Here is a 24,487-nt window from a genome sequence, read left to right as displayed (position 1 = left end):
GGTTGTGGCCTATGGAGATTGTGCATCCCGGCGAAAGCCGCGGCGCCGAGTTCCGACACGAACGTATCAGGTTGCTGTATGGGCCCGGGCTTTCGCCGGGGATCACAAAGGGCAGCTCCCCAATCCAAAGCCGATATTCGTCCCTCAATCCGCCGTGCTCCCGTTGACACCCGGCACCCCCGATCCTATATGGCCGACATACCCGATCGTCCGAGATAGAGCCTGACTTTGCGCGGCAGGCTGTACGGATAGGGCTTTCGGGATTTCGAGATGCGTCAAGAAAGCTGCGGTAAACCGGCAACGGTTGCTCGCGGCCTTTTTGCGTCTCTCCTGCGCTCGCAAGCTATTTTATCAAGGCGAGACAATCACTTATGGCGACCAAGGCGAAGTCGGTGGGCAAGGCCCTCGAAGCAACCGCAAGCAAGCGAATCCGTAAGCTGTTCGGCAATATCCACGAAGCGGTGGACATGCCCAACCTCATCGAGGTGCAGCGCGAATCCTATGAGCAGTTCCTGCGCTCGGATCCGTCGATCGGTTATGTTTCGGGTCTCGAAAAAACGCTGCGCAGCGTGTTCCCGATTCGCGACTTCGCCGGCACCGCCGAGCTCGACTTCGTCCACTACGAACTCGAAGATCCCAAGTACGATGTCGAGGAATGCCGTCAGCGCGGCATTACCTATGCAGCTCCGATGAAGGTCACGCTGCGCTTGATCGTCTTTGAGGTCGACAGCGAAACCGACACCCGCTCGGTCCTCGATATCAAGGAGCAGGACGTCTACATGGGCGACATGCCGCTCATGACCGAGAATGGCACCTTCTTCGTCAACGGCACCGAGCGCGTCATCGTGTCGCAGATGCACCGTTCGCCGGGTGTGCTGTTCGACCATGACCGCGGCAAGACCCACTCGTCGGGCAAGTTCCTGTTTGCCGCGCGCGTGATCCCCTATCGCGGTTCGTGGCTCGATTTCGAATTCGACGCCAAGGACATCGTCAACGTCCGTATCGACCGCAAGCGCAAGCTGCCGGTCACCAGCCTGCTCTATGCGCTGGGCATGTCGGGCGAGGAAATTCTCAACACCTTCTATGACCGCCTCGTCTTCGAGCGCGCCGAGAATGGCTGGCGCGTGCCGTTCCAGGTCGAAAACTGGCGCGGTTCGAAGCCCGCTTTCGATGTGGTGGATGCCAAGACCGGCGAAGTCGTTTTCGCCGCCGGTCACAAGATCAGTCCGCGCCTTGCCAACAAGGCCGCGAAGGATGGTCTCGACACGCTGCTGATCCCGACCGAGGAAATCTTCGGCCGCTACAGCGCCTATGACCTGATCAACGAAGCGACCGGCGAGATCTATATCGAGGCCGGCGACGAAGTGAGCGCCGACAATCTCGAAAAGCTCGACGCCGCGGGCATCGACAAGCTCGTGCTGCTCGACATCGATCACAACAACACCGGCCCCTGGATCCGCAACACGCTGAAGGCTGACAAGGCCGAGGACCGCGACCAGGCATTGAGCGACATCTATCGCGTCATGCGCCCCGGCGAACCGCCGACGCGCGAAACCGCCGAAGCGCTGTTCGGCGGGCTGTTCTTCGACGCCGAACGCTACGACCTGTCGGCCGTGGGCCGCGTCAAGCTCAACATGCGCCTTGGCCTCGACGCCGAGGACACGGTGACGACGCTGCGCAGCGAGGACATCCTCGCCGTGGTCAAGGAGCTGGTGAACCTGAAGGACGGCAAGGGCGAAATCGACGATATCGACAACCTCGGCAACCGCCGTGTCCGTTCGGTTGGCGAGCTGCTCGAGAACCAGTATCGCGTCGGCCTGCTGCGCATGGAACGCGCGGTGAAGGAGCGCATGAGCTCGGTCGACGTCTCGACGGTGATGCCGAACGACCTGATCAACGCGAAGCCGGCGGTTGCCGCGGTGCGCGAATTTTTCGGTTCGTCGCAGCTTTCGCAGTTCATGGATCAGACCAACCCGCTGTCCGAAGTGACGCACAAGCGCCGCGTTTCGGCGCTCGGGCCGGGTGGTCTGACGCGCGAGCGCGCGGGCTTCGAGGTCCGCGACGTTCACCCGACCCACTATGGCCGCATCTGCCCGATCGAAACGCCCGAAGGCCCGAACATCGGTCTGATCAACAGCCTCGCGACCTTTGCGCGCGTCAATAAATACGGCTTCATCGAGACCCCCTACCGCCGCATCGTCGACGGCAAGGTCACGAACGAAGTCGTCTATCTGTCGGCGATGGAAGAGTCGAAGCACACGGTTGCGCAGGCGAACGCCGACCTCAACCCCGACGGCAGCTTCATCGACGAGCTGATCTCGGCGCGCGAAGCCGGCGAATTCCTCATGGCGCCGCGCGACCAGATCACGCTGATGGACGTGTCGCCGAAACAGCTGGTTTCGGTCGCGGCATCGCTGATCCCGTTCCTCGAAAACGATGACGCCAACCGCGCGCTAATGGGTTCGAACATGCAGCGTCAGGCTGTGCCGCTGCTCCGCGCCGAGGCGCCGGTCGTCGGCACGGGCATGGAAGAAACCGTTGCACGCGATTCGGGTGCCGCCATCGCGGCGCGCCGCGGCGGTGTGATCGACCAGGTCGACGCGACGCGTATCGTTATCCGTGCGACCGACATGGTTGAACCCGGCAAGTCGGGTGTCGACATCTATCGCCTGCAGAAGTTCCAGCGTTCGAACCAGAACACCTGCATCAACCAGCGCCCGCTGGTGAAGGTGGGCGAAGTCGTCCGCGCCGGCGACATCATCGCCGACGGCCCCTCGACCGAACTCGGCGAACTGGCGCTCGGCAAGAATGTGCTTGTCGCGTTCATGCCGTGGAATGGCTACAACTATGAGGACTCGATCCTCATTTCCGAACGCATCGTGAAGGACGACGTCTTCACCTCGATCCACATCGAGGAATTCGAAGTCACCGCGCGCGACACGCGCCTTGGGCCGGAAGACATCACGCGCGACATCCCGAATGTCGGCGAGGAAGCGCTCCGCAACCTCGACGAAGCGGGCATCGTCTACATCGGCGCCGAAGTCGGCCCGGGCGACATTCTGGCCGGCAAGATCACCCCCAAGGGTGAATCGCCGATGACGCCGGAAGAAAAGCTGCTGCGCGCGATCTTCGGCGAAAAGGCCAGCGACGTGCGCGACACCTCGCTCCGCCTGCCGCCGGGCGTGTCGGGCACGGTCGTCGAAGTCCGCGTCTTCAACCGTCACGGTATCGACAAGGACGAACGCGCGATTGCGATCGAACGCGAAGAAATCGAGCGCCTGAAACAGGATGCCGACGACGAACGCGCGATCCTCAACCGCGCAACCTTCTCCAGCCTCAAGGAACTGCTCATCGGTCAGGCGACCAGCGCAGTGCCGAAGGGCCTGAAGAAGGGCGATGTCGTCACCGAAGAGATGCTCGTCGACCTCGACCGTGCTGATTGGTGGAAGCTGGCGGTTGTCGAAGACAATGCCCAAGCCGCCCTCGAAGCGATCAAGGCGCAGTATGACGATGCGATCAAGCGGATCAGCGCGAAATACGAAGATCGCGTCGAAAAGCTGCAGCGCGGCGACGAACTCGCGCCGGGCGTGCTCAAGATGGTCAAGGTCTTTGTCGCGGTAAAGCGCAAGCTTCAGTCGGGCGACAAGATGGCCGGCCGCCACGGCAACAAGGGCATCATCAGCCGCATCCTGCCGATCGAGGACATGCCGTTCCTCGAAGACGGGACGCATGTCGACTTCGTGCTCAACCCGCTCGGCGTGCCGTCGCGCATGAACGTCGGGCAGATCCTCGAAACGCACCTCGGTTGGGCATCGCGCGGTTTCGGCCGCCAGATCACCGCAGCGCTCGAGGATTGGCGCATGGCGAACCCCGACCCCGAAGCGGGCGCTCCGCCCGAAGCGGTGCGCGAGGCGCTGCTGCAGGCCTATGGCGACGAATATGCCGACGAGATCAAGGCGCGGACGACCGACGAGGTCGTCGAACTCGCCGGAAATCTGTCGGTTGGCGTGCCCTTCGCGACGCCGGTGTTCGACGGCGCGCGCGAAGGCGATGTCTCGACGATGCTGGAACGCGCCGGGCTCGACCGGTCGGGTCAGGTCGATCTGTACGACGGCCGCACCGGCGACCGTTTCGATCGCAAGGTGACGGTGGGATATATGTATATCCTCAAACTCCATCACCTGGTCGACGACAAGATCCACGCGCGGTCGATCGGTCCGTACAGCCTCGTCACCCAGCAGCCGCTGGGCGGTAAGGCGCAGTTCGGTGGCCAGCGCTTCGGTGAAATGGAGGTCTGGGCGCTCCAGGCCTATGGCGCGGCGTACACGCTGCAGGAAATGCTGACGGTGAAGTCGGACGACGTGATCGGCCGCACCAAGGTTTACGAAGCGATCGTCAAGGGCGACGATACCTTCGAGGCCGGCATTCCCGAAAGCTTCAACGTGCTCGTCAAGGAAATGCGCTCGCTGGGCCTCAACGTCGAGCTTTCGTCCTATGCAGACGAAGATGATGACGAAGGTCCGGAAGCCCTTCCCGAAGCCGCCGAATAAGATTTTTCCTCACCCCTCTCGCGCCAAGCGAGAGGGGAAGATGGAGCTAGAATATGAACCAGCTTACCAACTTCATGAACCCGGTCGCGAAGCCCGAAACCTTCGACATGATCAAGATCGGCATCGCGAGCCCGGAACGTATCCGCTCGTGGTCGTTCGGCGAGATCAAGAAGCCCGAAACGATCAACTACCGCACGTTCAAGCCCGAGCGTGACGGCCTGTTCTGCGCGCGCATCTTTGGCCCGATCAAGGATTATGAGTGCCTGTGCGGCAAGTATAAGCGCATGAAATATAAAGGCATCGTCTGCGAGAAGTGCGGTGTTGAAGTCACGGTGACCAAGGTCCGCCGCGAGCGCATGGGCCATATCGAGCTCGCCGCGCCCGTCGCGCACATCTGGTTCCTGAAGTCGCTGCCGTCGCGCATCGGCCTGCTGCTCGACATGCAGCTCAAGCAGCTCGAGCGCGTCCTCTATTTCGAAGCCTATATCGTTCTTGAGCCCGGCCTGACCCCGCTCGAAAAGTTCCAGCTTCTGACCGAAGACGAACTGCTCGACGCGCAGGACGAATATGGCGAGGACGCCTTCTCGGCCGGTATCGGCGCCGAAGCGATCCGCGTGCTCCTCGAGAATCTCGACCTCGAGCAGGAACGCGTCGACCTGATGGAAGAGCTCGCGACCACCAAGTCGGAGCTCAAGCCCAAGAAGATCATCAAGCGCCTGAAGGTCGTCGAGAGCTTCATCGAATCGGGCAACCGTCCCGAATGGATGATCCTCGAAGTCGTGCCGGTCATCCCGCCCGAACTGCGCCCGCTGGTGCCGCTCGACGGTGGCCGCTTCGCGACGTCCGATCTCAACGACCTCTATCGCCGCGTGATCAACCGCAACAACCGCCTGAAGCGCCTGATGGAACTGCGCGCGCCGGACATCATCGTCCGCAACGAAAAGCGCATGTTGCAGGAAGCCGTCGACGCGCTGTTCGACAACGGCCGCCGCGGCCGCACGATCACCGGTGCCAACAAGCGTCCGCTGAAATCGCTGTCCGACATGCTCAAGGGCAAGCAGGGCCGCTTCCGTCAGAACCTGCTCGGCAAGCGCGTCGACTATTCGGGTCGTTCGGTCATCGTGACCGGTCCCGAACTCAAGCTGCACCAGTGCGGCCTGCCCAAGAAGATGGCGCTCGAACTGTTCAAGCCGTTCATCTACGCGCGCCTTGACGCCAAGGGTCTGTCGATGACCCTGAAGCAGGCGAAGAAGTGGGTCGAAAAGGAACGCAAGGAAGTCTGGGACATTCTCGACGAGGTTATTCGCGAGCACCCGGTCCTGCTGAACCGCGCCCCGACGCTCCACCGCCTCGGCATCCAGGCGTTCGAGCCCGTGCTGATCGAGGGCAAGGCTATCCAGCTGCACCCGCTGGTCTGCGCCGCGTTCAACGCCGACTTCGACGGTGACCAGATGGCCGTCCACGTCCCGCTTTCGCTGGAAGCCCAGCTCGAAGCGCGCGTGCTGATGATGTCGACCAACAACATCCTGTCGCCCGCGAACGGCAAGCCGATCATCGTGCCGTCGCAGGACATGGTGCTCGGTCTCTATTATCTGTCGCTGGAGCGCGAAGGCGAACCGGGCGAAGGCATGTTGCTCGCCGACATGGCCGAAGTGCATCAGGCACTCTACACCGGCGCCGTCACGCTTCACTCGAAGGTCATCAGCCGCGTGCCGCAGACCGACGAGCAGGGTAACGAGTATCTTAAGCGGTTCGAGACCACCCCGGGCCGCATGCTGATCGGCGAATGCCTGCCGAAGTCGCACACCGTGCCCTTCGACGTCGTCAACCGCCTTCTGACCAAGAAGGAAATCGGCGATGTGATCGACCAGGTCTATCGCCACACCGGCCAGAAGGAGACGGTGCTGTTCGCCGACGCCATCATGGCGCTGGGCTTCCGCAACGCGTTCAAGGCCGGCATCTCCTTCGGCAAGGACGACATGATCATCCCGGCGTCGAAGGAAGCGATGGTCGACGAGACGCGCGCGTTGGTGAAGGATTTCGAGCAGCAGTATCAGGACGGCCTGATCACGCAGCAGGAAAAGTACAACAAGGCGATCGATGCCTGGTCGCAGTGCGGTGACAAGGTCGCGACCGCGATGATGGACGAAATCCGTGCGACGCCGAAGCTCGACGACGGCCGCCTGGCCCCGATCAACTCCATCTATATGATGGCGCATTCGGGTGCGCGTGGTAGCCAAGCGCAGATGAAGCAGCTTGCCGGCATGCGCGGCCTGATGGCCAAGCCGTCAGGCGAGATCATCGAAACGCCGATCATCTCGAACTTCAAGGAAGGCCTGACCGTTCTCGAGTATTTCAACTCGACGCACGGTGCGCGTAAGGGGCTGGCCGATACGGCACTCAAGACGGCAAACTCGGGTTATCTGACCCGCCGTCTGGTCGACGTGTCGCAGGACTGCGTCGTGATCGAGGAAGATTGCGGCACCGAACGCGGCATGGAAATGCGCGCGATCGTGCAGGGCGGTTCGACGATCGCTTCGCTCGGCGAGCGAATCCTTGGCCGCACGACGCTCGAAGATGTCGTCGACAAGGATGGCAATGTCATCGCGCCCGTCGGCACCTTGCTCGACGAAGCAACGACGCAGCGGATCGAAGATGCCGAAGTCCAATCGGTGAAGATTCGTTCGCCGCTGGTCTGCGAAGCGACGCTGGGCGTTTGCGGCAAATGCTACGGCCGCGACCTTGCGCGCGGTACGCCGGTCAACATCGGCGAAGCGGTCGGCGTCATCGCCGCCCAGTCGATCGGTGAACCCGGCACGCAGCTGACCATGCGTACGTTCCACATCGGTGGTGCGGCACAGGTCAACGAACAGTCAAAGGCCGAAGCGATTTCGGACGGTACGATCGAATATCGCGACATGGCGACGATCGTCGACCAGCGTGGCCGCCGCCTGGCGCTGTCGCGTTCGGGCGAACTCGCGATCATCGACGCCGAAGGCCGCGAACGCGCGACGCACAAGCTTCCCTATGGTGCTCAGATCATGCACAAGGACGGCGAGAAGGTGAAGAAGGGCGACCGGATTGCGGAATGGGATCCGTTCACCATGCCGCTGATCACCGAAAAGCAGGGCGTCGTGAAGTATCAGGACTTGCTCGACGGCAAAACGCTGGTCGAACAGGTCGACGAAGCAACGGGTATCGCCCAGCGCGTCGTGATCGAATATCGTTCGGCGGGCCGCGCCAAGAAGGAAGACCTGCAGCCGCGCCTGACCCTGCTTGACGACCAGTCGGGCGAAGCCGCGCGCTACCTGCTCGCGGTCGGCACGATGCTGTCGGTCGAGGACGGGCAGGAAGTGCAGGCGGGCGACGTGCTGGCGCGTGTCAGCCGCGAAGCGTCGAAGACGCGCGACATCACCGGCGGTCTGCCGCGTGTTGCCGAGCTGTTCGAAGCACGCATTCCGAAGGACAACAGCGTTATCGCGAAGATCAGCGGCCGCATTGAATTCGTCAAGGATTACAAAGCGAAGCGCAAGATTGCGATCGTTCCGGAAGAAGGCGATCCGATCGAGTACCTGATCCCCAAGTCGAAGGTGCTGGAAGTGCAGGAAGGCGACATGGTCAAGCGCGGCGACGCGCTGATCAGCGGTTCGCCGAACCCGCACGACATCCTCGACGTCATGGGCGTCGAGGCGCTGGCCGAATATCTGGTCGCGGAAATCCAGGAAGTCTATCGACTCCAGGGCGTGAAGATCAACGACAAGCACATCGAGGTGATCGTTCGCCAGATGCTGCAGAAGGTCGAGATCACGTCGGGCGGCGACACCACGCTGCTGCCGGGCGAACAGCTCGATTATCTGGAGATGATGGAATATAACGCCAAGCTGCCGAAGAACGGCGTTCCTGCGGAGGGCCGCCCGGTCCTGCTCGGGATCACCAAGGCGTCGCTGCAGACCCGCAGCTTCGTTTCGGCCGCATCCTTCCAGGAGACGACCCGCGTTCTCACCGAGGCTTCGGTGCAGGGCAAGATCGACTCGCTGCAGGGCCTCAAGGAAAATGTCATCGTCGGCCGCCTGATCCCGGCGGGTACCGGCGCTGCCATGAACCGCGTCCGTGTCACCGCCTCGTCGAAGGATGCCGCGCTTCGCGCCGCCATGCGCGCCGCGAACCAGGAGCATCTGATTGCCCCGGCGACCGCCGCTGAGGAACATGAAGCCGAGCTGGCGCAGGGCCCCGAAGCGGCGATCGGCGACGATCCGCTGGGCAAGGTGCAGGGCGAAGATTTCACCACCGACGATGTCGCGGTGTTGGATCGCCCCGAAGGCGAAGGCGAGGAATAAGCTCCTCGGCTTTCAAAGCCTAACAGAGATGAGCCCCGCCGGAGCGATCCGGCGGGGCTTTTTCTTTGGGGCCAAGCTGATAGCATGGCACGTTCCATGGGGAAGGAGAGGGCGGTGCGTATCGGTATGATCGCGGCAGCGATGGTCGCAGCGGGGGTGCCTGCGGCGGCGCAGGACAATAGCAATATCACGGGGGAAGTGGTCGTGACGGGGCAGCGAGCCTCGGCCGATTATCTCTCCGACGAACAGACCGTCGTTGGCTTGCGGCGTCCCGCCGACAGCGCCATCCAGCCGGTCAAATTCACCTCGGATTCGCGCGACTCCGATGTCCGAAAGCGCGAGATCCATGCGATGATCGAAAGCGCGATCCGCCGCGCCGATGCCGCTGGGGTCGAACTGGTCACTGGCGAATTCGAGCTGACCAAGGTGACGCTCGCCAATTACCGCGACCTCGCCTTTCGGAACGGCGGACGGCCCGACACCAGCGAGATTGCGGTCTATATAAAGGCCAAGCTGGGCGGATCGGTCGGCAGCGCGCAGTCGCGGATCGACAATTTCGTCAAGGGCGTCCCGGCCGAAGGGCGCGCGCTGATCGAACGGCGCGGCGCCATTACGCTGACGATCATCAACCCCGACCAGTATCGGCCCGAGATCGTCAAGCTGGTCGCGACCGAAGCGCTCAAGACCGCGGGCGCCTTTGGGCCCGACTACGGCGTCGAGGTCGCGGGGCTGAACGAGCAGCTGATCTGGGCGCAGGCGAGCGCGACCGAGGTATTCCTGTATATTCCGTACCGTTTCACCGTGCGCCCCAAATGAAAGGGGCCCACCGGTCCGACCGGTGAGCCCTTGGTCCTTGGGAATATGCGGGCCGGTGCGACTGCGCCTGTAAGGCGGCCGGCCCGGGCTGTCCTAGGGCGCGAGGATCGCCACGGCGAGGTACAGCAGCAGAGGCAGGCCGAAGCCCAGAAGCGTCAGGGCGACAAAGCCGACGCGCGTCCACAAGACGTCGATACCGAACTGGTCTGACATTCCGGCGCACACGCCGAAGATCATCCCGTCGCGACGATTCTTGCGAAAACCCTGTTTCATTTCTTTCCTTTCCATCCCGGCCCGGGGACCGGCGTTATCGTGGGCGATTGGGGTTCGCCGGTCAGACGACCAGCGAACCGACCTGCGCGCCATTCTGACCGACGATCGCGAGCAGCATCACCGAGGCATAGAGCGATGCGAAAGCGGCGAGTGCGTAGCTCTTGACGGCGTGAACGTTGAAATGGGCCATGATAATATCCTTCCTTGAACCTTCCATCCGGGCCATCCGGTGGATGCCAGCAGTTATGCATGGGCCGTGCCAATTTCGTTCATTGGCTGTTAAGTGCCGTTTTTTCGCTTTCGACATAATGTTTCAACGCAAAATATCCGCTAAAATGGCAAAAAAAACCAAAAGGCGAGAAATATTACTTTCGTCGTTGCGTGCGTCGGGCTGGCGTCGCCGCGGGCGCTGAGGTAGGCGCGAAAAAGGATGACGCTGACCCGCCTTTCGCTGACCGATTTTCGCAATCACGCCGGGGCGGACATGGTCGCCGCAGCGGGGCTCGTGGCGCTCCACGGCGACAATGGCGCGGGCAAGACCAATATATTGGAAGCGATTTCGTTGCTCGCGCCGGGGCGCGGACTGCGCCGCGCGGCGCTCCCCGACATGGTGCGTGACGGGGCGAGCGGGGGCTTCGCCGTGTTCGCCGAAGTGCAGGCTGGGGTGGACCTGCCGCCGGTCGCGCTCGGGACCGGGACCGAGCCTGCGTATCCGGGGCGGCGCATCGTCCGCATCAATGGCGCCGCGGCGGCGGCGACTGCGCTGGGTGAATGGCTTGCGATATTGTGGCTGACCCCTGCGATGGACCGGCTGTTCGTCGAGACGGCGGGCAATCGCCGCCGCTTCCTCGACCGGCTTGTGCTCGCGCTCGACCCGCGCCATGCGCAGCATAGCAACCGCTATGAAGCGGCGCTGCGCGCGCGCGGCAAATTGCTCGCCGACCTGCCGGCCGCCGATGCGGGGTGGCTCGCGAGTCTCGAAGCGCAGCTCGCCGAACATGGCGCGGCAATGGATGCGGCGCGCCAGCATATGCTCGCCGCGCTGTCGGCCGAACTTGCTGCGCTGCCCGACGCACCCTTTGCTCGCCCGCTGCTGACGCTCGTCGACAGCGAGGGCGAGGTGCGGAGCGCGCCGCACGAGATCGAGGTATTGAAATCGCTGTTCGCAAGCCGCCGCCGCATCGACGCCGCCGCCGGGCGCGCGACCGCGGGACCGCACCGCGACGACCTGTCGGCGGTTCATGCTGCGACCGGCCGCGCTGCGGCGCGCTGCTCGACCGGTGAACAGAAGGCGATGCTGCTATCGCTCGTTCTCGCGCACAGCGACTGCGTTGCGCGGCTGCGCGGGCAGCGGCCGGTGCTGCTGCTCGACGAGGTTGCGGCGCATCTCGACCCGCTGCGCCGCGGCGCACTCTACGAACGGCTGGCGGGGCAGGGGGGGCAGGCCTGGCTGACGGGCACCGAGGCGGCGTTGTTCGACGACATGCCAGGACCGGTGACGCGCTTTCATATCGCGGGCGGACGGATCGGGGCGGGATAGAGCCGTGGATGTCGGTTATGGGGTGGTGGGCAGCCATCGCGTGATCCCCGGCAAAGGCCGGGGATCAGTGCGGCGAAACGCAAGGTTGCTCTAGGAATTCTAGGCCCCGGCTTTCGCCGGGTGCACATCTCCAGCGGCTGCCTTAGGTCGAAGCCCGTCTCAGCCTTTCGGCTGCTCGTCGTCCTTCCGGTTCTTTGCCGCGTCGATCGCTTCATTCGTCTTGGCGGCGGCGGCTTTCGCCGCGTCGCTTGCATCGGTGGCCAGCGAACGCATCTTTGCCTCGGCGTCGGCCTCCCTGCCGCTCATCACCAGCCAGGCCAGCGCGGCGGCAGCGATCAGCGACAACAGCGCGAGCCAATATCCGATTTCCCAATTCACCTCGATCATCGCGAGCGCCGCGCGATCGATATCCCCGTTCGATCTGTTGTTCGCGGCCTCGGCAAGGATCGCATCCTTACTGTAGCGCCAGGTGCCTATCAGTATCAGCGCCAGAGCGACGGCTGACGTCCCCAAGACCAGCTTCGCGGCCTCGCGCCCCCGCAGGAAGAGGAGCGCAAGTCCGCCTATGATCGCGATGATCGCAAGGATCAGCCAGAGATTGAGCGAGGCGCCGTCACCGGCTTCGGCTGCCTGTCCCATCGCGGCAACGCGCCCAAAGGCGAGTCCGAAGCCGCTCGCCTCGACAAGTTTCTGATTGGAACAGCTGACGGTCATCCATGGCAGCAGGAATGCCAGCAGCGCGATTCCCTTGGGAATCCGAATCCACTTCCACATGCAAACCCCCTTCGGTCGAACCGAAGGGGGAGGCTGGTCCTTTTGCGTCCGCAAGTCAAATCGCGGGCTTTCGCCGGCAGGTCAGGCGCCGACGAGCCGCCGGTCGCCGGCAAGCTTGAGCATCGCCTTTTGTAGCTTTTCGAACGCGCGCACCTCGATCTGGCGGACGCGTTCGCGGCTGACGTCGTAAACCTGGCTCAAATCCTCGAGCGTCTTGGGATCGTCGGTCAGGCGGCGCTCGGTCAGAATGTGGCGCTCGCGTTCGTTGAGCGTTTCGAGCGCCTCGCTCAGCAGCGCGTGGCGGACGTCGCGTTCCTCGGCCTCGGCCACGCGTTCGTCCTGCAGCGGGCCTTCGTCGCCCAGCAGGTCCTGCCACTGGCTGTCGCCATCCTCGCCCATCGGTACGTTCAGCGACGTGTCGCCGCCCATCGCCATGCGGCGGTTCATGCTTGTTACCTCTTCCTCGGTCACGCCAAGGTCGGTCGCGATCTTGGAGAGATGTTCGGGGCTGAGATCGCCGTCCTCGAACGCGTCGAGGCTGTTCTTCATCCGGCGAAGGTTGAAGAACAGCTTTTTCTGGGCCGCAGTCGTCCCCATTTTCACGAGGCTCCACGAGCGCAGGATGAATTCCTGGATCGATGCGCGGATCCACCACATCGCATAGGTCGCGAGGCGGAAGCCGCGTTCGGGGTCGAACTTCTTCACACCCTGCATCAGGCCGATATTGCCTTCGCTGATCAGCTCGCTGACGGGTAGGCCATAGCCGCGGTAGCCCATCGCGATCTTGGCGACGAGGCGGAGATGCGACGTGACGAGCTGCGCCGCAGCTTCATTGTCGCCATGCTCCTGAAACCGCTTGGCGAGCATATATTCCTGCTCGGGGGTCAGAAGGGGGAATTTACGGATTTCGGCCAGGTAGCGGTTCAGGCTCGCCTCACCGCCGAGCGCGGGCACCGTTGCCGGAACATTGCTTTTATTAGCCATTGTTGAGGTTTTCCCTTATTTTCAGAGGAGAAATATGCCGCGGTTGGCTCCAGCGGTCAAAATAGATTTTCATTCGAAACCTAAACGCGCAATTCATCGATCAGTTCCCGCATGTCGGCTGGGAGTTCGCTGTCGAGCGCGATTTCGTTACCGGTCACCGGATGAATAAAACCCAAATGGGCTGCGTGCAACGCCTGCCTTACGAAATTCCGGGTCTTAAGTATATCAGACAAAGGTCTACGTTGGCGGCCATAGACGGGGTCGCCGACGAGCGGATGGCCGATATGCGCCATATGGACGCGAACCTGGTGCGTGCGTCCCGTTTCGAGCCGGCATTCGACCAAGGTCGCGCCCTTGAGCGGTTCGACCGTCCGGTAATGGGTGATTGCGCGCTTGCCGCGCCCTTCGGCGACGACCGCCATCTTCTTGCGGTTCGTGCTCGACCGGCCCAGTGCGGCGTCGACCGTGCCGGCGGCGGGCATCGGGCGGCCCGTCGCGATCGCGAGGTAACGGCGGTCGATGCTGTGCGCGGCAAATTGCTTCGCCAGGCCTTCGTGCGCCTTGTCATGCTTCGCGGCGACAATCAGCCCGCTGGTGTCCTTGTCGATCCGATGAACGATCCCGGGGCGCGCAACGCCGCCGATGCCCGACAATTGCCCCGCGCAATGATGGAGCAGCGCGTTGACCATCGTGCCGTCGAGATTGCCTGCGGCGGGGTGGACGACCATCCCCGCGGGCTTGTCGACGACGATCAGATGCTCGTCCTCATATGCGACGACAACGTCCATATCCTGCGCGACATTATGCGCGGGGGCCGCGACGGGCACGCGAACCTCGATCGTCGTGGGGGCGCTTGTCTTGGCCGAGGGGTCCCACAGGATCGCGCCGCCGACATCGGCGACGCGGCCGCCCTTGATCAGGGTCTTGATCCGTTCGCGCGACAGGCTGGGCAGCGCTTCCGCCAGCGCGCGGTCGAGCCGCACGCCGACGCCGCCGTCTGCAAGCGTCACGGTCAGTATCTCTTCGTCCCCCAACATTGGGGGGGATATGGCCCCGGGACGCCGATTTTCAAGGGGCCGGAGCCGGTGCCGGCTCCATGTACCGCCGTCCCGGCGAAGGCGGCGACAAGCCGGCGGGCTGCCTTTGGTGAATGAAAAAGGAACCAGCTTGCCCTTCGACCCATGCCTGCCCTAGTAGCAGCCCTACGCCGGACATATCCGGCGGCTGCGCTGGGGAGCCTGTTCATTGTCCGACGATCGCGTCGATTTCGCCTCGATGTTGGCCTCGCGCCTGTGTCACGACCTGTTAAGCCCGGTGGGCGCTTTCGCCAACGGGCTCGAGCTTCTGGCCGACGAGCAGGACCCGGCGATGCGCCAGCGCTGTTTCGAACTGCTCGAACAAAGCGCGCGGACGTCGGCGAACAAACTTAAATTCTTCCGCCTTGCGTTCGGTTCTGCGGGCGGGTTCGGCGAACTCGTTCCCGCCGACGAGGCCAAATCGGCAATCCATGGCATCATCGGCGACCGCGCGATCGAACTGAACTGGATGATCGGTACCGACCCGCTACCCAAGCCCGCAGTGAAGATCATCCTTAACCTCTCGCTGCTCCTTGTCGATGCGCTGGTGCGCGGTGGACGGCTCGATATCGGCTGCGAGGAGCAGGGCGCCGGCACCGACGGGGCTGTCGAGATCGCACTGCATGTCGAGGCCGAGCGCATCTTCCTCGACGCCGACGTCGAACGCATCCTCGCCGAGGGTGAAGGCGCGAGCGCGATGACCTCGCGCACCGCGCCGGCGGTGCTGGTGCAGGCTGTCGCGCGCCAGAATGACGGGACGGTCATGCTCGCACGCGAAACGCCAACTTCGCTGCTCGTCGGTGCCGTCTTGCGCGGCCGCGGGTAAAGGCTCCCTTAACCATTGTCCGCCATGGTGCAGCCTCAGTTTTTGGGGCGCACCGGTACGGCGATGGACGATCTGCTGAACGACTTTCTGGCCGAAACGGCCGAAATCCTTGCCGAAGCGGGCGGGGCGATCGTCGCGTGGGAAGCCGACCCCGCCGACCGCGCCCAACTCGACGCGATTTTCCGGTTCGTCCACACGATCAAAGGCAGTTCGGGCTTCCTTGCCCTGCCGCGCGTCACCGCGCTGTCGCACGCCGCCGAGGATGCGCTCGACCAGGTGCGCCGCGGCCATCGTACGCCGAATGCCGCGCTGGTCAGTGGGGTTCTTGGCATCATCGACCGGCTCAACGCGCTTTGCGCGGCGTTGGGACAGGACGGGGTCGAACCGGCCGGGGATGACCGCGACGTCATTGGCGTCTTGTCGGAAGAACAGGCCGCGTCGGCCAACGCTCCGTTCGCAGTCGCCGGGGTGCCGCTGCGCCGCGACGATGATTTTGGCGCCGACCTGCAAAGCTGGCGCTCGATCCGCGTGCCGCTGCCCCTGCTCGACAGCGTGATGACCGGGGTGACCGACATTGTTCTCGCGCGCAACGAATTTGCCCGGATGCTGCGCGAATCGGGTGCCGACCCGTCGCTGATCGCTTCGTTCGATCGCCTGTCCGATTCGATCGCCGGCATGCGCCAATCGGTCAGCCAGATGCGGATGCAGCGGATCGACAAATTGTTCGCGCCCTTGCCGCGGATCGTCCGGGACCTTGCGCAGGATCTGGGCAAGAAAATCGCGTTCCAGACGAGCGGCGGCGAGGTCGAGCTCGATCGCGAGATGATGGAGAATATCCGCGACCCGCTGATCCATATCGTCCGCAACGCGATCGATCATGGCATCGAGCCGCTCGAGGAGCGCGTCGCGGCGGGCAAAGATATCACCGCGACCATTTCGGTCTCGGCGCGCCAGTCGGGGAACCAGATCGAGATCGAGATCGGCGACGACGGGCGTGGGCTGTCGCCCGACACGCTGGTCGCCAAGGCGATTGCCGCGCGCGTCTTGACCGCGAACGAAGCCCGGGCGCTGGCACCGAAGGAAAAGCTGAATTTGATCTTCCGCCCCGGCTTTTCGACCGCCGCCAAGGTGACGTCGGTATCGGGTCGCGGCGTCGGCATGGACATTGTGAAAGCCAATGTCGAAAAAATCGGCGGCGTCGTCGAACTGCGCAACGAAGAGGGGCGGGGGCTGACGATCCTGCTCCGCGTCCCGATGACGTTGACGATAATTTCGGGGTTGATGGTGCGCGCGGCGGGGCAATATTTCGCCATACCGCGCGGCGCGGTGCGCGAGATATTGCTCGAAAGCGGCGACACGGTACGCATCGACCGCGTCGGCGGCGGTGAATTCGCCACCGTGCGCGGCGAGCAATATCCGTTGCTCCGGCTGGAGGCTGTGCTCGGCCGCGGGCGGCATCATGGCGACGATGTCGACGACCGCGCGCTCGTCATCGTGCGTCCGGGGCAGGGGCAAAGCTATGCCCTGAGCGTCGCGGCGATTCACGATCACGAAGAATTGGTGATCAAGCCCGCCGCGCCGATGATCATGGCGACCGGGCTCTATGCAGGCACGACGCTCCCCGACAACGGCCGTCCCGTGCTGCTGCTCGACGTGCAGGGTATGCTCGCGGCCGCAGCGATCGACGCCAGCGAGGCAGGGCGCAGCCACGATCGCATGGCCGAAAGCGATGCCGAGCTCTTGGCGGCACGAAACGCGGCGCAGTTGCTTCTGTTCCGCGAGGCAGGCGGGCGTGTGCGCGGGGTTCGCCTGTCGGTTATCGAGCGGGTCGAGGAAGTGCCTGCGTCGGCACTGTTCGAAAGCGCCGGCCGCGTCCAGGCGCAGATCGGTGAGGATATCTTCGCCGTCCACGCGGCGAAAACGCCCGCGTCGGACGGGACACAAAAGCTGCTGCGCCTGCACGATGGATGCTCGGTCCTTTGCTATCCGATCGCCGAAGTGATCGACATCGTGCGCCTGCCCGATGCGGTCCAGCCCTCGGTCGCGCCGGGGCTGATCGCGGGTGTCGTGCTGGTTGGCGGCGAACCCGTCGAACTGATCGATCCTTATTGGCTGATGGAACAATATGCTGGTGGCGCCGCCGCGCTCGCCGATCGGCTACCGCTTTGCCGCATCGCCGACGACCATGACGGTTGGGGACAGAATTTTCTCGCGCCGATCCTGCGTAGCGCCGGCTATCGTGTAGCGCCGGACGGCGACGATGCCGACGAAGCGCACGACGTGCTCCTGTGCCTCGCCGAAGATGGCGAGGCGCCCGATGAAGCGACGAACGACATACCGGTCATTCGCCTCCGCAACTCGATCGCGGCGACGGGACCGGGCGACGACACCGTTTATCGTTACGACCGGCAGGCGTTGCTTGACGCCTTGCGCCGCCAGGTCGGGGGACAGGGCCGATGATGGAAAACCTCTACCTCGTCGCGCGCATCGCCGACACGCGCGTTGCGCTGCGCAGCCGTGCGATCAATTCGGTGGTTACCGTGGGAACGCCGGTCGAGGTACCGGCTGCGCCGCCGCATGTTGCGGGCCTGTTCGCGCTACGCAGCCGCGTCTTCACGCTGATCGACCCGCATGTCGTGATCGGCCTGCCCGCGGTGCCGGTCGCGCCTGGGCAACGCGTGATCGTCGTCGACGTCGCCGAACATGGCTATGCGCTGCTCGCCGACGAGATCGAGGATGTCTGCTTCATCGAGGCGCCCGAAACACGCATCGCGGGCAAGCTGCTTCCCGGCTGGGCGCGCGTCGCCGATGCGATGATCGAACATGAGGGCGCATCGCTGCTTGTCGTCGACCCGTCGCATTTCATTTCCCTGCCAGCCTTAAAAGCCGCGTGATTGCTGCCGTTTATTAACGTGCTGAATACCCCTTCGCCGTAAACATGCCCCAACAACGGGGGGTCGGAGTTAAATTTGATGTCGAAATCTTGTCTGGTCGTCGATGACAGCAAAGTCATTCGCAAGGTCGCGCGCCATATCCTTGAAAGCATGTCCTTTGCCGTTGAAGAGGCTGCCGACGGTCAGGAAGCGTTGACCTTTTGCCGCGCCAACCGCCCCGACGTCATCCTGCTCGACTGGAACATGCCGGTGATGAGCGGGATGGAGTTTCTCGGCGCGTTCAACGATCTCGATTACGGGCATGAAGAGCGGCCGCGCGTCGTCTTCTGCACCACCGAAAACAGCATCGACCATATCCGCGCCGCGATCGAGGCGGGCGCCGACGAATATGTGATGAAGCCGTTCGATCGCGAAACGCTGGAAGGAAAATTGCAGCTCGTCGGCATCGCCTGATTTTTTTTCGAGGTTTTTAGGTGGCACGACCGCAACCCTTGATATCCGACCCGGAGCCGTCGGCGCGGACGGTGCGGGTGATGCTTGTCGACGACAGCCTGGTCGTGCGGAGCATTCTCGAACGCATCGTCGACCAGCGCCCGGGGCTTGAGATTTGCGCGTCGGTCGCATCGGCGCAGGACGCGCTTGACTATCTGGCGCGCGAGCCCGTCGATGTCGTCGTGCTCGACATCGAAATGCCGGGCATGAACGGCATCGACGCGCTGCCGCACATATTGGCGCGTGCCGAAAAGGCCCGTGTGCTGATCCTCTCGTCCAACTGTGTCGAGGGTGGGCCCGCAGCGATCGACGCGCTCGCACTCGGCGCCAGCGACACGCTGGCGAAGCCCGGCCGCGGCAGCTTTTCGGGCCGCTTCGCCGAAGTGCTGACCGATCGGATCCTGACGCTCGGCCATCGCCGGGACTATCCGGCGCCCATCCCGGTCGCCGAACGCCGTGCGTCCGCGCCGGTCGCGCTCGCGATCGACACCGACCAGCCGATCGAGTGCATCGCGGTCGCCGCATCGACCGGCGGCATTCCGGCCTTCACCAGTTTCCTCGCCAACCTCGACCCACGTATCACCGCGGCGATCCTGCTGACGCAGCACCTGCCAGACGCCTTCATGGAATTTTACGCGCGCCAGATCGCGACGATGACGGCGCGCCGGGTGCATGTCGCCGCGGCGGGCATGATCGTCGAACCCGGTCACATCTACCTCGCTCCCGGCGACGCGCATCTGCTGGTCGTGGCGAACGGCCGGCGCCGCGAAATCGCACTCGACCACCGCCCCGTAGACAATGGCTGCTGCCCGTCCGCCGACCCTATGCTCGATGCGGTCGCCGACGTCTATGGCAAGGGCGGCGTCGCCGTTATCCTGAGCGGGATGGGCCGCGACGGCGCGGTCGGCGCGGCGCGGCTGAAGCAAGCCGGTGGAACCGTCTTTGCGCAGGCGCCCGAAAGCTGCGTGATCTGGGGCATGCCGGGTGCCGTCGCCAAGGCCGGCATCGCCGCCGCGACGCTCAATCCCGATGCGATCGCGCTGATGCTCGGCAGCTTCCTTCCCGGACGCGCCCGGCCATGATGGGCGGGACCGCCAGCGAGTCGGCCTATCGTGTCCTGATGGGCGTGCTCGAATCGCGGACGGGGCAGACGCTGTCGCCGAACCGGATCTGGCGGATCGAAATGTCGCTGAAGCCCGTCATGCAGCGTCACGGAATCGCCGACCTAGACGCCTTGGTCGCGTCGCTGGTGACGTCGAACAGCCGGCAGCTGCTCGACGATACCGTCGATGCGATGCTCAACAACGAAACGTATTTCTATCGCGAACACAGTGTTTTCGATGATATAGCTGCGACCGCGCTTGAACGGATTCGCGAAATCAACGCTTCGCGGCGGCGGGTGACGATCTGGCATTGCGGCGTATCGACGGGGCAGGAAGCCTATTCGCTCGCGATGCTGATCGCCGAACAGGGCGAAAAATGGGCGGGTTGGCAGGTCGATATCGTCGGAACCGACGTTAGCTATCACGCGATCGGGCGCGCCCGCGTCGGGCTATATAGCCAGTTCGAGATCCAGCGCGGCCTGCCGGTACAGCGCATGGTGCGCTGGTTCGACCAGACCGAGGGCGGCTGGCTGGCGAAGGCCGACCTGCGCCGCCGTATCGACTTTTCTGTCCAGAACATGCTGATCGACCGGCCGCCGCTCGCCAGTCCTGCCGACCTAATTTTCTGCCGCAACCTGCTGCTCTATTTCTCGGCGCCGATGCGCCAGAAGGCCTTTGCGCGGCTCCGCGCGATGGCGGCGCCGCAAAGTTTCCTCGTGCTCGGCGCTGGGGAAACCGTACTCGGCCAGACCGACCAGTTCGTCGCCAGCCCGCGACTGCGGGGCCTTTACGAGCCCGCCGACCAGCAGGTGCGCCGCGCCGCGGCGGCCTAGTGCGATAGCGCAATCGCTTCCGGACAGGCTTCGCCTTGCTTTTTGCGCGTCGCTGGCGCAATCGACGGCTTGGCAAGGACAGGACGGGCCCGCAAAGCGAATGAGCGATTTTATCGAACGCTGGTCTCTCAATTTCGACGAGCGCGCCTTGCCTATCTCGATGATCGTCCTCCACTATACCGGTATGAAGACGGGGGCCGAGGCGATCGACCGCCTCGCCGATCCCGAAGCCAAGGTTTCGGCGCATTATGTCGTCAGCGAGGATGGCCAGATCACCCAGATGGTGCGCGAGGACAAGCGCGCGTGGCACGCCGGCAAATCGCATTGGCGCGGAGTCAGCGACATCAATTCGGCGAGCGTCGGGATCGAGATCGTCAATCCGGGTCATGAATGGGGCTATGTGCCCTTTCCCGACCCGCAGGTCGCGTCGGTCGTGCGGCTGGTCCATGCGATCAAGGATCGCCATTCGATCACGCGTGGCAACGTCGTCGGCCATTCGGACATTGCGCCGACGCGCAAGCAGGACCCGGGCGAACTTTTCCCGTGGGATGAGCTTGCCCGCCGCCGCCTCGCGCTGCCGCGGCCGACCAAGAAGCTGACCGACCCGTTGTGGACCGACGCCGGCTTCCTGCTCGCGCTCGAGCGCTTCGGCTATGACGTGACCGACGGTTTCGCGGCGACCGTCGCCTTCCAGCGCCGCTTCCGCCCCGAACTGATCGACGGCACGATCGACGGCGAATGCCGCGCCATCCTCCTCGCACTGCTGTTGCCCCAGCCCGAGGGGAATTGAGGGCGGCCAGCGGCCGAAATCCACCTCCAAAGCCTCCATCCCCACAATCGCTCGTAATCGCCATCCATTCGCGCTATAATGGAGCGTGCCAGAGGGTCGGGCGATCGCCGCCGCGCAAGCGGGGGAGGAAAGTCCGGGCTCCACGGAAACCACGGTGCCGGATAACGTCCGGCGGCCCCGGGCAACCGGGGTCAGGGAAAGTGCCACAGAGAGCAGACCGCCACAGGCTTTGGCCCGGCGAAAGGTGAAAGGGTGCGGTAAGAGCGCACCGCGCGGACGGTAACGGACGCGGCACGGCAAACCCCACCGGGAGCAAGGTCGAATAGGGACGGCGCGAGTTCGCTCCTTCGGGGGCAGCTCAGGGCGGATTCCGGCCCAGTCGTCCGGGTTGACTGCTTGAGCGTTCGGGTAACCGGTCGCCTAGAGGAATGATCGCCCATCCCCGAAAGGGGTGGACAGAACCCGGCTTACAGACCCTCTGGCCTCCTCTCCCCAAGGGCGCGGGAACCGCGCTGCACGGGGCCGCGTATTAAGCGGACCAGAAAAGGAGACGGACCATGAAAGTCGTCGAAGACCATGTCGAGGTGACCGAAACCGAGGCAAGCAGCGGGGTCAAAGGACATAACGTCCGCTATGTGCTGGCTTTTTCGCTGGCGGCGGTGGTTGTTGCCCTCTCCGCGATCTGGATCGTTCCGGCGCTGTTACAGCCCTGAACGCCGCCCCCGTTTGATCGGGTAAAGGCGTACGCGTCGTTCTGGTGCTTGGCGTTTCTTCCATCAGGATGATAGGCGCTGGCGCCCAACTAGTCGGCTATCATCTCGTGCCGCCACCGCCGGATGGTCGCGCGCGCAATCCAATTTCCGCTTTCCTACATCATTCCGCGGACCTAGCTTGACTCTCGGGGTCGACGGGCGTCGCGATGATGCGAATCCGGAGTGAAGTTGCGCAGATTTCCGCCATTGTTCGCGCGAATCTGACGATAAGCCAGGGGGGCGTGGCGGTGAGGAAATCGTGGCGGATCGGTGTGCTGGGTGCGGCGCTTCTGGGTCTTGCGCCGCCGGCGATGGCAGAGTCGCCGGCGAGCACTTGCGGCACCGCGCCGCTGCGCGGCGACCGCGTCGCGCTGCTGATCGGCAACAGCGCTTATAACGATTGGGAATGGCCCTCGCTGAAAAACGCGGTGAACGACATCGACCATGTCTGCGACGCCTTTGCCAAGGCCGGGATCGAACCGCGGATCGTTCGCAATGCCGACATGACATCGCTCGACGCGGCGCTGACGCGCTTCGCCGCCGAGGCGGTGGGCGCGAAATCTGTCATCCTCTATTATGCCGGGCATGGCTTCGAATATGGCGGGCGCAACTGGCTCGTGCCGATGGACGCGCCGCCGGCTACACGCCGCGCCGATGTGGAGAAGCGCTATTTGTCGATCGAGGCGGCGGTCCGGCGCGTGGTTCCGGCCGGCGCCTTCACGCTAGTGTTTGTCGATGCGTGTCGTACCGCCGATCCGGTCGTGCGCATCGAGGACGCCGATGTCGCGAAGGGGGAGGCGGGGTCGGCGCCGCTCGGCCTTCTCGACATCGGGCAAGGCGCCGTCTTCTATTCGACGGCAAAGGGGCGCCCGGCGCTCGACTTCGCGCCCGCCGGTTCGCCGGTCAGCCCCTTCGCGGCGGCGGTGGTCAAGGAACTCGCGATCCCCGGCCTCGAGATCGGCGACTATTTCAAGGTCGTCGCGCGCGAGGTATACAAGCGAACGCACGATATGGATCTGGGGCCGCAGCAACCCTTCCACTATGGCAGCTGGTTCGACGATTATTATCTGGTTGCGCCGCCCGAACTGCCTACGGTCGCTGTCGCATCCTTGCCGCCCCCGGCGGTGGCTGCCGCATCCCCGGACGGTGCGGCCCGCGGTGCCGCAACGCCGGTGATCGATCCGCTTGCCGATATCGCGCTCGACCGCCTGGCGATCGAGGACGAACCCTTGCTGATCGCCGACGTCCTGTCGCGCCATCGCGCCGGCGAGCTGGTTGCGCTGGCCGATGGCGGTCATCCCCTCGCGCAGCAGCTCGCCGGATATATGTTCTCGCTGGGCGTCGGGGTAAAACGGGATATGGCGCGCGCGCGCACCTATCTTGAACGGTCGGCCGAACAGGGCTTCCCGGCGGGGCAGACCGAATTGGCCTATCTGCTTCTTGGTTCGGACCCGTCGGCGGCGAACAGGTCGCGGGCGCAGGCCCTCTATCGCGCCGCCTCCGATGCGGGTTTCTCGAAGGCCAAGACCCATCTTGCCTATCATCTCGCCCGGGGCAGCTTCGGCCCACCCGATTTCGCCGCGTCGCGAGCCCTGTATGCCGAGGCGGCGGAGCAGGGGCACCCGGCCGCAATGTTCGCGCTGACCTATTTTCCTGACCTGCGTGCGGCGAATATGGCGCGGCTGCGCAAACTTGCCGATGCGGGTAATCCTGAAGGCAATCACTGGCTCTGTGAGGCACAGTTCGACGGCAAGCGGCTGACCGGCGGCGCTGAGGATTGCGCGATCGCAGCGCGGGCGGGCTTTGCGGGGTCGCGCGCGCTCCTGGCGCATGCCTATGCAAAGGGCGAGGGCGTTGCAGCCGATGCAAAGGAAGCGGCGCATTGGGCGCGGCTGGCGCGCGACCTGCCCGAACTCAGGCAGGACCAGCGCGATCTGATCGCGGGAATCGGCGAAGACGGTCAGGGATAGCTGACCGCGATCACTTCCCATTCCTTGGGTCCGGCGGGAAGCTGCACCGTGCGCAGGTCGCCGATCGCGGCGCCGCGCAGCGCGCGGGCGAGGGGGCTGTTCCAGCCGATCCGGCCGGCGCCCGCGTCGGCCTCGTCGTCGCCTACCAGCGTGACGATGCGGCGCGCGTCGTCATCGTCGGCCAGTTCGACCGTCGCGCCGAACCAGATGCGGCTCTTGTCGGGCTGGTCGGCCGGATCGACGACGCGCGCCGCCTTCATGCGGCGGGCGAGGAAGCCCAATCGCCGGTCGATCTCGCGCAGCCGCTTGCGACCATAGATATAGTCGCCATTCTCGCTGCGGTCGCCATTGCCCGCCGCCCAGCTGATCACGTCGACGAGCTTGGGGCGTTCGTCGCCGAGCAGCGCGTCATATTCGGCACGCAGCGCGGCATAACCCGCCGGACTGATAATATTCGTCTTTTCCCCCGCCATATAA

The 24,487-nt window shown here is 64.1% G+C and carries 19 protein-coding genes and 1 other RNA gene; 14 read left to right on the top strand and 6 right to left on the bottom strand.

Annotated elements, in window-relative coordinates:
- The first annotated feature begins 371 nt into the window (after nt 1-371).
- The 3 genes from rpoB to ATE71_RS03770 all read left to right on the top strand — a co-directional run bounded on the left by rpoB (nt 372) and on the right by ATE71_RS03770 (nt 9,703).
- On the top strand, nt 372-4,550 hold the full coding sequence (rpoB, locus tag ATE71_RS03780) for a DNA-directed RNA polymerase subunit beta (protein WP_058802104.1): 4,179 nt from the start codon (nt 372-374) through the stop codon (nt 4,548-4,550).
- Between the two features lie 53 nt (nt 4,551-4,603).
- Nucleotides 4,604-8,887 (top strand): DNA-directed RNA polymerase subunit beta', encoded by a 4,284-nt coding sequence (rpoC, locus tag ATE71_RS03775; RefSeq protein WP_058802103.1) that lies wholly within the window; start codon nt 4,604-4,606, stop codon nt 8,885-8,887.
- Nucleotides 8,888-9,001: 114 nt separating this feature from the next.
- Nucleotides 9,002-9,703: a TonB-dependent receptor gene (locus ATE71_RS03770; RefSeq protein WP_152998631.1), complete on the top strand. Its 702-nt coding sequence runs from the start codon at nt 9,002-9,004 to the stop codon at nt 9,701-9,703.
- A gap of 93 nt (nt 9,704-9,796) precedes the next feature.
- On the opposite strand, the gene ATE71_RS03765 is transcribed toward ATE71_RS03770, so the two are convergent.
- Together ATE71_RS03765 and ATE71_RS23010 are read right to left on the bottom strand one after the other, a co-directional pair.
- Nucleotides 9,797-9,976: a PspC domain-containing protein gene (locus tag ATE71_RS03765; protein WP_039580111.1), complete on the bottom strand. Its 180-nt coding sequence runs from the start codon at nt 9,974-9,976 to the stop codon at nt 9,797-9,799.
- Between the two features lie 61 nt (nt 9,977-10,037).
- Nucleotides 10,038-10,166: a hypothetical protein gene (locus ATE71_RS23010; protein WP_268801406.1), complete on the bottom strand. Its 129-nt coding sequence runs from the start codon at nt 10,164-10,166 to the stop codon at nt 10,038-10,040.
- 240 nt (nt 10,167-10,406) lie between these two features.
- Between ATE71_RS23010 and recF the strand changes: the two genes are divergently transcribed.
- Nucleotides 10,407-11,516 (top strand): DNA replication/repair protein RecF, encoded by a 1,110-nt coding sequence (gene recF, locus ATE71_RS03760; RefSeq protein ID WP_058802101.1) that lies wholly within the window; start codon nt 10,407-10,409, stop codon nt 11,514-11,516.
- A 159-nt stretch (nt 11,517-11,675) separates the two neighbouring features.
- Here recF and ATE71_RS03755 read toward each other — a convergent pair whose 3' ends face one another.
- The 3 genes from ATE71_RS03755 to ATE71_RS03745 all read right to left on the bottom strand — a co-directional run bounded on the left by ATE71_RS03755 (nt 11,676) and on the right by ATE71_RS03745 (nt 14,311).
- Nucleotides 11,676-12,290, bottom strand: coding sequence for a hypothetical protein (locus ATE71_RS03755; protein ID WP_058802100.1), 615 nt, complete (start codon nt 12,288-12,290; stop codon nt 11,676-11,678).
- Between the two features lie 81 nt (nt 12,291-12,371).
- Nucleotides 12,372-13,274 (bottom strand): RNA polymerase sigma factor RpoH, encoded by a 903-nt coding sequence (gene rpoH / locus ATE71_RS03750; protein ID WP_058802099.1) that lies wholly within the window; start codon nt 13,272-13,274, stop codon nt 12,372-12,374.
- An 80-nt stretch (nt 13,275-13,354) separates the two neighbouring features.
- Nucleotides 13,355-14,311, bottom strand: coding sequence for an RluA family pseudouridine synthase (locus ATE71_RS03745; RefSeq protein WP_058802098.1), 957 nt, complete (start codon nt 14,309-14,311; stop codon nt 13,355-13,357).
- 208 nt (nt 14,312-14,519) lie between these two features.
- Here ATE71_RS03745 and ATE71_RS03740 point away from each other — a divergent pair, with 208 nt between their 5' ends.
- The 10 genes from ATE71_RS03740 (at nt 14,520) to ATE71_RS03705 (ending at nt 24,010) form a co-directional block, all read left to right on the top strand.
- Nucleotides 14,520-15,176 (top strand): histidine phosphotransferase family protein, encoded by a 657-nt coding sequence (locus tag ATE71_RS03740; protein WP_058802097.1) that lies wholly within the window; start codon nt 14,520-14,522, stop codon nt 15,174-15,176.
- 63 nt (nt 15,177-15,239) lie between these two features.
- A complete protein-coding gene (locus ATE71_RS03735; RefSeq protein ID WP_058802096.1) occupies nt 15,240-17,636 on the top strand; it encodes a chemotaxis protein CheA in 2,397 nt (798 codons plus the stop codon).
- Nucleotides 17,633-18,070: a chemotaxis protein CheW gene (locus ATE71_RS03730; protein ID WP_058802095.1), complete on the top strand. Its 438-nt coding sequence runs from the start codon at nt 17,633-17,635 to the stop codon at nt 18,068-18,070. The genes ATE71_RS03735 and ATE71_RS03730 overlap by 4 nt, the downstream gene beginning before the upstream one ends.
- A gap of 78 nt (nt 18,071-18,148) precedes the next feature.
- Complete coding sequence (locus ATE71_RS03725; RefSeq protein WP_058802094.1) at nt 18,149-18,523, top strand: response regulator; 375 nt, start codon at nt 18,149-18,151, stop codon at nt 18,521-18,523.
- 38 nt (nt 18,524-18,561) lie between these two features.
- Entirely contained in the window at nt 18,562-19,644 is a 1,083-nt protein-coding gene (cheB, locus tag ATE71_RS03720; protein WP_235587890.1) for a chemotaxis-specific protein-glutamate methyltransferase CheB, read from the top strand.
- Nucleotides 19,641-20,498, top strand: a complete 858-nt coding sequence (locus ATE71_RS03715) for a CheR family methyltransferase (protein WP_058802092.1) — start codon at nt 19,641-19,643, stop codon at nt 20,496-20,498. Before cheB ends, ATE71_RS03715 begins: the two co-directional genes overlap by 4 nt.
- Before the next feature lie 100 nt (nt 20,499-20,598).
- A complete protein-coding gene (locus ATE71_RS03710) occupies nt 20,599-21,288 on the top strand; it encodes an N-acetylmuramoyl-L-alanine amidase (RefSeq protein WP_058802091.1) in 690 nt (229 codons plus the stop codon).
- 88 nt (nt 21,289-21,376) lie between these two features.
- Nucleotides 21,377-21,774: RNase P RNA component class A (gene rnpB, locus ATE71_RS04110), an RNA gene on the top strand.
- A 71-nt stretch (nt 21,775-21,845) separates the two neighbouring features.
- A complete protein-coding gene (locus ATE71_RS22415; RefSeq protein WP_160328006.1) occupies nt 21,846-22,001 on the top strand; it encodes a hypothetical protein in 156 nt (51 codons plus the stop codon).
- Between the two features lie 287 nt (nt 22,002-22,288).
- A complete protein-coding gene (locus ATE71_RS03705; protein WP_160328005.1) occupies nt 22,289-24,010 on the top strand; it encodes a caspase family protein in 1,722 nt (573 codons plus the stop codon).
- Here ATE71_RS03705 and greB read toward each other — a convergent pair.
- Nucleotides 24,001-24,483, bottom strand: a complete 483-nt coding sequence (gene greB / locus ATE71_RS03700) for a transcription elongation factor GreB (RefSeq protein WP_058802089.1) — start codon at nt 24,481-24,483, stop codon at nt 24,001-24,003. The genes ATE71_RS03705 and greB overlap by 10 nt on opposite strands.
- Nucleotides 24,484-24,487 lie beyond the last annotated feature (4 nt).

The organism is Sphingopyxis sp. H115 (assembly GCF_001468465.1).
In the GTDB taxonomy this organism is placed as follows: Bacteria; Pseudomonadota; Alphaproteobacteria; order Sphingomonadales; family Sphingomonadaceae; genus Sphingopyxis.
Note: the sequence above shows the minus strand (reverse complement) of the source record. Positions and strands in the feature narration are given on the sequence as shown.